Source organism: Pseudomonas sp. TH39(2020) (assembly GCF_016650715.1).
Taxonomy (GTDB): Bacteria; Pseudomonadota; Gammaproteobacteria; order Pseudomonadales; family Pseudomonadaceae; genus Aquipseudomonas; species Aquipseudomonas mandelii_C.
Map to the genome: position 1 here is coordinate 1,244,725 of NZ_JAEKFF010000006.1, position 9,906 is coordinate 1,254,630.

Below are 9,906 nucleotides of genomic sequence, written 5' to 3' on the forward strand. Positions count from 1 at the left end.
ACGTAATGCTTGCGCGACGATCCCCCGTGAACCGGAGCGCCCTATGCCGCTGCTATCCCTGCCCTGCAAACGCTTGACGCTGGCAGTGCTCGACCCTGAACAGGCGGCGCTGGAAAGCGACTTCTACCGACGCAACCTGAGGCATCTCGCCCGGTGGTCGCCGATTCGCCCCGTCGATTACCACAGCCCTGAACGCATCCGCCCGCGCCTTGAGGTGCAAGCCAGCGCTTTCCAGGCCGGTCTGGCGGTGCATTTCGCGTTGCTGGATCCGGACAACGGTCAGATGATCGGCGCCTGCAACTTCAGCGGCATCACTCGCGGGGCGTTTCAGGCCTGCTATCTCGGTTACCACATCGACGAATCTCATCAGGGCCAGGGCTTGATGCTGGAAGCACTGGAGGCGGGAATCGGCTATATGTTCGATGAGCAGAAGCTGCACCGGATCATGGCCAATTACATCCCTGGCAATGAACGCAGTGCGCGGCTGCTCGAGCGTCTGGGATTTGAACGTGAGGGCTACGCCAAGGCCTACCTGAGTATCGCCGGGCGCTGGCAGGATCATGTGTTGACGGCGTTGATCAACCCGGCGCCGAGTACCGAGTACCGCTAAGCGCTCATCGTGTTATTGCACGACCACCTTTTGCGCAACGTCGGGCAACAGGCAGCCTTTGGCCATCCACTGACAATCCCGGTCCCAACGATAACCGGTTTCCAGGTTGCCTCGATCGTCATAGTAGGTCAGCCGCAATTGGCTGGGATTCAAATCAAGTTTGGCAAAACCGGCGTGTGCGGTGGCAAACGAGGTGTCCTGCGCTGCGGCGCCAACGGCGTAGAGTTTCTGACCCCCGGCCCCGGAAACCACCCAGGCTGGCTCGGCCGCGCGCAGTAGCAGTTGCTGATTGTGGTCGTGCCCGGCGAGGAACACGTCGACTTTGTTGCGTTCCAGTGCGGGCAACAACAGGTTGACCAGTTCACCGTCCTCACCATGCTGGCCATGATTGCGGACCGGGTGATGGGCCGCCGCAATGCGCCATACAGGTGCCGGTCCCGGTTGCTGGAAGGCCTGGTCAAGCATGTCGATCTGACGCTGAAAGGATTCCCGTGGCGCCGAGGTGTCGAGGAACACCATTCGCACCAACGGGCGCCCATCGACGCTGCCGAAATCCTTGACGTAGAAGTTGCTCGACATCTGCCAGCGACCCGAGCCCTTGCGCAGCCGGCCATATTCGAGTTCGACCTTTTGCGACTTGGGGTAATCGTGATTGCCCAGTACGGCGTAAAACGGCACATGACTCAGCCACTGGCCCCAATAGACGCGCTCGAATTTCATTTGCCAGCCAAGGTCGTGGGTACTGGTCAGCGGTTTGCCATAGAAGTTGTCGCCCAACAGCACGACCATGTCCAGCCGCCCGTCTCTGGCCGCGACTCGCTCCATGGCCTGCCCCACTCGCCACTGTTGCAGATCGCCGCTGCCTTGGTCGCCCAAGGCAATCATCGACACGGCGGAAGGATCCAGACCACTCAACGGAACAAACGGCGCCGGCGGTGTAAATATCCAGTACCCGACTATCGCTGCGCCAATCAGCAAGATGATTGCGACGATGCTTAGCCTGCGAACAGCCTTTCCGGGGACAAAACGTTTTGCAGCGGACGATGGAGTTTGGGGTCGCTTCAATCAAGGGCTCACTTGGCATGGCCAGCCAGGCATTAAGGGAAAGCAAGGGTCGACATTTGCTATTAATAGATCACACCAGTTGTTCACACTTTGTTAAGAATTCGCCCCGTATACTTTTTTTAGCCCGTTTTTTTTCGGCCCCCTTTCGTCAATGGCCAGAACCTTATGTCGCGTCCTGCCCCGTTGCTTTTCCTGCTTGGTTGCTTGTTGTTTTTCTTCGCCTTTGGCAACCATCAATTGCAAGGTTCTACCGAAGCCCGGGTCGCCGGGATCGCCATGGAAATGTACCTGGATGACGACTGGGTGACGCCGCGCCTGTTCGGTGAATCCTTCCTGGAGAAACCGCCCCTGAGCCTCTGGCTCGACTCCGGGGCGATCCGTGTGTTCGGTGGCACGCCGTGGACGGTGCGGCTGGCATCGGCGTTTGCCGGGTTGTTCACCGTGATGGTGTTGTACGCCATGCTGCGCCGGTTCGGCCGGCCGAAGACGATTGCCTGGACCGCCGGGATCCTGCTGGCAACCATGGCCAGTTATTGGAGCAACGTGCGCGGTGTCGGTGAGGACGCCTTGCTCGCCCTCGGCGTGACCATGGCGCTGCTGGCGTTTTTCCAGGGACAACGGCACGCCACGGTTGGCAACGCCTTGCTGTTTGCCGCGGGGATTGCCATCGCCACTTTAAGCAAAGGTGTATTGGGACTGGCGATGCCCGGGGTGGTGATCCTCGCGTTCCTGCTTGCCGAGAGCCTGATAGACAAACGCCTGAAAGTGGCCGACTGGCTACGACCTGGGCTGCTGACACTGCTGGGGCTGATCCCGCTGCTGATCTGGCTCGCTGCGCTGTACCAACGCGACGGTGCCCATGCCGTAAGCGAAGTACTGCTGACCAACAGCGTCGGCCGATTCAGCGGCTCTTTCGTCGAAGCCGGGCATTACGAACCGTTCTACTACTACCTGGCCAAGCTGCCGGAAGCGTTCCTGCCCTGGAACATTCTGGTGTATCTGGGGTTGTGGCACTTTCGCAAAAGCCTGATGGCCAACCGTTATTTGCTGTTTTTTACCCTGTGGATACTGGCGCAGTTCGTCGTGCTGACGCTGGCCTCGAGCAAGCGCACCGTGTACTTGATGTCGATGACGCCCGCCGCCGCCGTGATTGCGGCGGAGTATGCCCACGTCCTGCTCCAAAGACTGAAGGCCCGTGAAGGCGCCTCGAGCCTGATCGGCCGTATTGCCCGGCACCGACAAGGTGTGGCCGCCGGTTTGCTCACGGTGGTGATCGCCAGTTACCTGGCCGCCGCGCAATGGGCAATACCCCGGGCCGACGTCGAGCTGTCCTTCCTGCCACTGACCGAACACATTCAGACGCTACAGGCCAAAGGGCAGCAAGTCGCGCTGTTCCAGGCCAATGAACGGCTAGACGGTGCCACCGTGTTCTACACCCAACGGGTGATCAAGGGACTGGACACCGAGGCGCAGCTGCATGAGTTTTTAAAGGCGTCCCCGAGCAATGTGGCGGTGATGCCGGGTGAGAGCGAACCGGCCGCTCCGTTGAAGGTGCTGAAGATCATGATGGTGGGGCGTCAGGCGTATTATTTCGTCGGGGAGTGAACCCTCTGCCGGCGGTTCAGTCACACCGAAGGCCATCTCCCAACCGCCGCGCCACGGGACAGCAATAAAAAACCCGCCCCCCTCTTCAGGGTTGGCGGGTTTTGTCGTTCAAGCCTTTTGAATCAGCTAACCGTCTGCGTCTGAGCAGCGTTTTCAGGCCGCTCATGCGCTTGCAGCACCGGCTGCTCCAGCCGCGCCCGCCCGTAGAACGCCAGCGCTGTCAGCAAACACGCCAGCCACACGAAGATCCCGGCCCACAAGGTGTGGGACATGTAATGCCAGCCCTGCACAACCCGCGTCGTGCCGTAGACAAAACCGAGCAGCAGCGAGCCGTACATGACCGCTTTGGAATAGCGCCAGCGGTAGCGGCGCGCCACGAAGTACAGCGCCAGCATGGTGAAACCGCCCGAGGCGTGCCCGCCCGGCCAGCAGCGACCCTTGCCGGCGACTTTCAGCAGATCGAAATTCTGATACCACTCCTTATGCTCGATTTTCCCCGCGTACTGGGTCGTTTCGACCGGGCAGTACACGCTGGTGTGGCCCTTGAGGTAGTGGATGACACCCGTGCTGATGGAGAACGCAAACACCACATAGAGAAAGTCCCGACGGTGCTTGTTGGCAAATCGAAGCACCGGCGCGGCCTTGATTTTTTCCAGGAACGCGATGATTTTCGAGTGCTTTTCTGCCTTCAGGCGTGGCCAGAGAAACGACAGCAAGGCGCCGATGATCGCTATCTCACCGGTCCAGTTCGGGATGATCCGCGCCCATTTATGGGTGATCTTTTCGAACAGATAGATATGATCCAGCGGAAACGTCTTGGTGATCGGATCATAAAAAAGATCATTGAACGCGATGTCGATTTTGGTCAGGTCGAACAGCAGGAAAACCACGGCCGCGCAGGCCAGCGGAATGCCGAAGTTCGCCCAGTAAAAGCGGTAGTGGGAAGCAGTGAGCATGGTGTGTCCTGATCCAGAGAGATGATTAAAAACTCATTCGGTGGTCACCGAGTGCCAATCCGAGGCTTCGATGAAGCCGAGCATGTGCGGCGCCTGAGGCGTTTCGGCAGAAATAAACAAGGAAGCACCATAACCGAGAGTGGAAGCCGGTAATTTGAGGTCTTTCTCAAGTTGCGACATGCATTCGCTGTGGGTCACCAGAATCAGGTTTCGCCCGGCCACCTTGTGCGCCAGAGTGTCACGCAGCATGCTGCCCTTGCAATTGATCAACCATTCTTCACCGACTCCGACCTTGTTGAACATGTAGCCAGCGGTCTGCGCTGTACGGATCATGGGGCTGTTGTAGATGTCGGCCCTGCTCAGCCCCAGTTGCTCGAACTGTGCACCGACCCCCACCGCGACGCTGCGAGCGCGAGCGGTAATGCCATCGTTACCGCTCAGACAGGCGGCGCTGGAATGATCGCAGCGTTCGACGTGACGCACCAGCACGATTACGTTGCCCTTGGCCCAATCGGCCGCCAACGCCCGGGCGCCGGCCACATTGCCATGGGCCAGGTCCGGTACAGCGGCCGGCCGCAACAGCCACACCGTCAGCGGAATCACCAACAGCGCCGAGCCGAGCACGACAGCCGCATTGCGATAGCGGGCAAAACGGCTCAGATCAATCGAGCGTTTTACCCCGAACAGACTCAGTCTCAATACCACATCAAACCGCCTCTCAGGCACGCATCACTTTCTTCGGTGCGGCGAGAGTAAGTAGGCTGGCGTCGGCAGTCGGTGAAACGCATGTGAAAAAAAGCTTAAGACCTGCACAAAAGCCTTGTTACACATCGGTCCCGCAAAAACCATTCAGCTCTCGCAATGGCTGCCGATACAGTCCTGCTACACACCTTGCTGGCGACCAAAAACAACAATCTTCCAGCCAACCGACGATCTAGAAGCACAACGTTCCTGGAGGACTTTTGATGAATAGCTGGTTCGGCAATATCAGCGTGAACATGAAGCTGGGCCTGGGGTTCGGCCTGGTCCTGGCCCTGACCTGCGTCCTCGCCCTGACCGGCTGGACGAGCCTGGGCGGATTGATTGACCGCAGCAACTGGATGAGCGACATCACCCAGCTCAATGCCGGCCTGACCAAGCTGCGTGTGGTTCGCCTGCAATACATGCTGACCAACGGCGACGAAACCGCCGCACAGAACGTCCAGACCACGCTCGAGGCGTTTTCCGCTCAGCAACAAGCGCTGCTGGTGAAATTCAAGAGCCCGGAAAACCTCAAGCTGCTCAAAGAGCAAGGCGCCGTCATCGACGCCTACAAGACATCCCTGAACAAAATGCGCAGCGCGTACCGCACCGGTAACAGCGCGCGCGACACCATGGGCGCCAATGCCGACACCGCCAACACGCTGATCAACGCCATCAACACCCGCGTGCAGCAAATGCCTCTGAGCGACCAGCGCTTCGAACAATTCCAGGCCATCACGGCGGCCAAGGAAGCCTTCTTGCTGGCCCGCTACGAAGTGCGCGGCTACACCGCGACCACCAACGCCGAGACCGAGCAAAAAGCCGTCGGCCAACTGGACGTGGCGATCGCCAGCCTTACCCCCCTCAACGTGCATTTCGCCGACACCCAGCAAGACGCCCTGCGTCAGCTGGAAACCGCACTGACCAACTACCGCAGCGCCTTGCAGGCTTATAAAGCGGCGAACAGCGATGCAGTGCAGGCGCGCAAGGAAATGACCGACCAGGGCGCCGCTATCGTAACCCTGAGCGACCAGCTGTATCAGATCCAGCTCGACCGCCGTGACGTCGAAAGCGCCCAGGCTCGCACACTTCAGCTGATCAGCACCTTGCTGGCGTTACTGGTAGGCATCATTGCTGCCGTGATCATCACCCGTCAGATTACCGGCCCGCTGCGCGACACGTTGGCCGTGGTTGAACGCATCGCCAGCGGCGACCTGTCCCAGGACGTCAAAGTGACTCGCCGCGACGAACTCGGCGTGTTGCAACAAGGCATCGCTCGCATGGGTGTAACCCTGCGCGACTTGATCAGCGGCATCCGCGACGGCGTCACCCAGATCGCCAGCGCTGCCGAAGAGCTGTCCGCCGTGACCGAGCAAACCAGCGCCGGGGTTAACAGCCAGAAGATCGAAACCGATCAAGTGGCGACCGCCATGCACGAGATGACTGCCACCGTGCAGGAAGTTGCGCGCAACGCCGAAGAAGCCTCCCAGGCGGCCGCCGCTGCTGACGGCGAAGCCCGCGAAGGCGATAAGGTTGTCAACGAAGCCATCGCCCAGATCGAGCGCCTGGCCACCGAAGTGGCACGCTCCACCGAAGCCATGAGCGTGCTGCAACAGGAAAGCGACAAGATCGGCAGCGTCATGGACGTGATCAAGGCCGTGGCCGAACAGACCAACCTGCTGGCGCTCAACGCCGCCATCGAAGCCGCCCGTGCCGGTGAAGCCGGTCGTGGCTTTGCCGTGGTTGCCGACGAAGTCCGTGGCCTGGCTCAGCGCACGCAGAAATCCACCGAAGAAATCGAAGGCCTGGTGGCCGGTCTGCAGAACGGCACACAACAAGTGTCCGCCGTGATGAACAACAGCCGCGCCCTGACCGACAGCAGCGTTGCGCTGACCCGCAAGGCTGGCGTGTCACTGGAAAACATCACCCGCACGGTGTCCAACATCCAGTCGATGAACCAGCAGATCGCTGCCGCCGCCGAACAGCAAAGCGCCGTGGCCGAAGAGATCAGCCGCAGCATCATCAACGTGCGCGACGTGTCCGAACAGACTGCCGCCGCCAGCGATGAAACCGCTGCGTCCAGTGTTGAACTGGCGCGGTTGGGCAATCAGTTGCAGATGATGGTTAGCCACTTCAGGGTTTAACCCTCACCCCTATGACTCATATTTGCCAAGGCTCCCACGCAAGGTGGGAGCCATTGGCAACGAGCCTGCCATCGGCATCTGCCTGAAAAACCTGCATCCCTCCCCTAAGAACCCGCACGAAAAATCGTCTTTTCATACGGATCAATCTCAGTCCTCCTATCTCCCCGTGCTGCTAGCTTCTGTAGTTTCTTCTGACCGGAACACTCTGTTCGATCAGGAGATACACAACACATGGACGATAACGACGCCCTTCTGTACCCACTCGTTGACCCTACTTCCAGCGAAGACGGAACAAACACCGAATTCAAAACAGCTATGCAGAATATGCAGATTGACTCGGTGTTCGACATCGTCAGCATGTCGCCGGAAGATTTTGCTAATGCGCTAGCACTGCACAGCGCTGCCGATGCACAGCAGATCTATGACAACGCGGTTGCATGTGCACACATGATTAATCGTCTGTATTACGAGCATCAGGTATCGTCCGACGACGTTATACAGCGTAACCGACGAAACGCAGATTCCGAACAGGCATCCGTACCCATCACCTATCAATCGCTGTTCAAGGAAAACTGGGACCAGTTTTGCCATGAAGGCAATATAGCGGCCAACAACTCTCCCGCGGCCTATCTGAGGGCGCTGTATCGGTTTGCCCTTGAACTGGAAAAATCATCTACACACTCAAACAAAATCACCTTGGAACAACGCCGCCCTGATCTCCCGGCATTAATGCTGGACGCACAAAGCACTTTCGTTGAACGCCCGACGCGGAGCATCGTCAACGACACCTTGAAGACTCATATCCAACAACATCTGGATAAAACCAACAACAAAAAGACCGTTCAAGAGGTATTGGCCAGCGAGCACTATCCGCTTCAGTTGCCCTACGATTTACATCATCACAAATGCCTGCTCGCGTTGGGCGATGATAAGCCGGCGCTGGGTGAGTTTAATTATCGGGTCAGTCTTGAACTGCCGTTCTCGGGAGTAAATTCGACTTATGGAGGAACTTCGAGAACGCGAGCCGAGTCTCAAAAACTGCTATCAGGTTTAAGTCCGGAACAACAGAAACTGCTCACCGCGCCGTACGGTGACGATGTGGCATGGAATGCCTACGGCTCTGAAAACTACCATCTTTTGTGGAGCGTCAATAGTTTCCAGGAGTTAACCGGACTGACAGGCGATCAGATTGAACAATTACTGGCTTACGGTAAATATTTCCCAAACGAGTCAATTCATAACTTATGGTCCGCTCGCCATCTTTATGGCTGCCTGTACATTAATAGAAAATCAGACGGTAAAGTTTTTGCGGCGGACCAGAAATTTTACAACTTAAACACACACCGTTTGGATCGCATGCTACGAATGATCCGACTGCACCGCTGGACAGATATTTCCTTCGCCGAGCTTGACACTTTAACTACTAACGTCGACCTGTCGGCACCGGGCATACATCGTGGCATGAACAGCAACATGTTACGGGCACTCGGCGTGTATCACTACATGAACAAGCGCTTTAGCATCAAGCCAGAAGAGTTTGCTTCGCTTTACCACAACATGCCAACTTACTCCTGCGGTGATCGCGAATCATTGTTCGATCAGGTATTCAGTAAAACCAAGCCATCCACGAGCCCTCTGATAGAAAACAATGGGAAAGACATTGATATCGACGCCCCTGAATCCCTGGCGACACTACACTTTTTAAAAGCGGGGCTAGATTCGAGTGTCACACAGGATGACTTTCTACTTATCGCGCGACAAAGCAAGAAACACCTGACGTCATTCAAACATGATCTCTCGAGCGCCTCTGCCATTTACCGTCAGGCACGAATCGCCCAGATGTTTGGCTTGTCACCTTCTGAATGCACAGACTTGGCACGATTGCTGGGGGGCGAAGCATTCTGTAAGTCGTTGGTGACAGGGACCATAAAGGCGGAAAGCAGTTCCGAAAGCGACATTTTCGACGTACTGATGGCGATGGATTGGGCCGTTGACTGGCTCAAGCAAAATAACTATTCGGTCAAGCAATGGTGCCGCTTACTCGATAAAACCCAGGACGAACTGGCGTTGAACCCGACACTGGAAGATCAAATTAAAACCGTTCAAAACAGTCCGCATGACACGGATGAGAAAAAAGTTTTTCTGGTGCAAAAACTTCTGCACGATGTGGCCGCTCTTACCAGGGAACAAGTCCCGTGCGCGATGAAATTGGCCGAGACTTCCGAAGTCGCGATTTTCGATGAAATGACTCCGCAGACGTTCGTCTCCGGGAAAAAACCACGGTTATTCGCAAGCGCACTGCGCGCTACCGAGGCAATACAGGCGCTGTTGATAAGCAATGCCTCATTACTGAAATTGCTGAATAACCCGGCATGGCTTGCACACGGCAACAGCGGGACACTGACGCCCCATACGCTGTATCTGCTTGATCGATTCAGTACTTGCACCCACCACCATGTACAAGCAGAAACCAGGCTTCTGAACTACCTAGAACAGGCCAATGGACAGTCGGACGCTGTGGCAATTAACAATTCCAACACCTCACTGGCTGAGCTCCTGAACTGGACGATTGAAGAGGTCGGTACCTTGACTGCCGATTTGCCGCACCAGCGCGCCCGATCAATGGAAGAAGTGGATTGGGTCATACGCTGCAAAAAATGCTGCGAAGAGACAGGCCTGTCGGTCAACAACCTGAAACTGGCAGCTTCGTTAAACACCGAAAAACCCGCCGCAGACTGGAAAACCGTTGGGGAAGCCCTGATCGCGGCTCATTTCTGACACGCCT

The 9,906-nt window shown here is 57.2% G+C and carries 7 protein-coding genes and 1 pseudogene; 5 read left to right on the forward strand and 3 right to left on the reverse strand.

The features are described 5' to 3' along the window. The first annotated feature begins 43 nt into the window (after positions 1–43). Entirely contained in the window at positions 44–610 is a 567-nt protein-coding gene (gene rimJ, locus JFU47_RS13690) for a ribosomal protein S5-alanine N-acetyltransferase (RefSeq protein ID WP_140681686.1), read from the forward strand. A 12-nt stretch (positions 611–622) separates the two neighbouring features. On the opposite strand, the gene JFU47_RS13695 is transcribed toward rimJ, so the two are convergent. Next, the gene (locus tag JFU47_RS13695) at positions 623–1,495 is read right to left on the reverse strand and encodes a metallophosphoesterase (protein ID WP_207202989.1); all 873 of its coding nucleotides are present in this window, start codon (positions 1,493–1,495) and stop codon (positions 623–625) included. A gap of 345 nt (positions 1,496–1,840) precedes the next feature. On the opposite strand from JFU47_RS13695, the gene JFU47_RS13700 reads away from it, so the two are divergent. Further along, the gene (locus JFU47_RS13700; RefSeq protein ID WP_201183533.1) at positions 1,841–3,280 is read left to right on the forward strand and encodes an ArnT family glycosyltransferase; all 1,440 of its coding nucleotides are present in this window, start codon (positions 1,841–1,843) and stop codon (positions 3,278–3,280) included. Between the two features lie 122 nt (positions 3,281–3,402). Here the strand turns inward: JFU47_RS13700 and JFU47_RS13705 are convergent, their stop codons facing one another. Beyond that, positions 3,403–4,236 carry a phosphatase PAP2 family protein gene (locus tag JFU47_RS13705; RefSeq protein ID WP_201183534.1) on the reverse strand — a complete coding sequence of 278 codons (834 nt, stop codon included), beginning with the start codon at positions 4,234–4,236 and terminating at the stop codon, positions 3,403–3,405. A gap of 33 nt (positions 4,237–4,269) precedes the next feature. Next, complete coding sequence (gene pmrG / locus JFU47_RS13710) at positions 4,270–4,941, reverse strand: lipopolysaccharide core heptose(II)-phosphate phosphatase PmrG (RefSeq protein ID WP_201183535.1); 672 nt, start codon at positions 4,939–4,941, stop codon at positions 4,270–4,272. Positions 4,942–5,336: 395 nt separating this feature from the next. Here pmrG and JFU47_RS33595 point away from each other — a divergent pair. The 3 genes and pseudogenes from JFU47_RS33595 to JFU47_RS13720 all read left to right on the forward strand — a co-directional run. Next, positions 5,337–6,263 (forward strand): annotated as a pseudogene (locus tag JFU47_RS33595) (methyl-accepting chemotaxis protein); the annotation flags it as partial. Between the two features lie 144 nt (positions 6,264–6,407). After that, entirely contained in the window at positions 6,408–7,121 is a 714-nt protein-coding gene (locus JFU47_RS33600; protein WP_403144941.1) for a methyl-accepting chemotaxis protein, read from the forward strand. Positions 7,122–7,352: 231 nt separating this feature from the next. Beyond that, entirely contained in the window at positions 7,353–9,899 is a 2,547-nt protein-coding gene (locus JFU47_RS13720) for a Tc toxin subunit A (protein ID WP_201183537.1), read from the forward strand. The last annotated feature ends 7 nt before the right edge of the window (positions 9,900–9,906 follow it).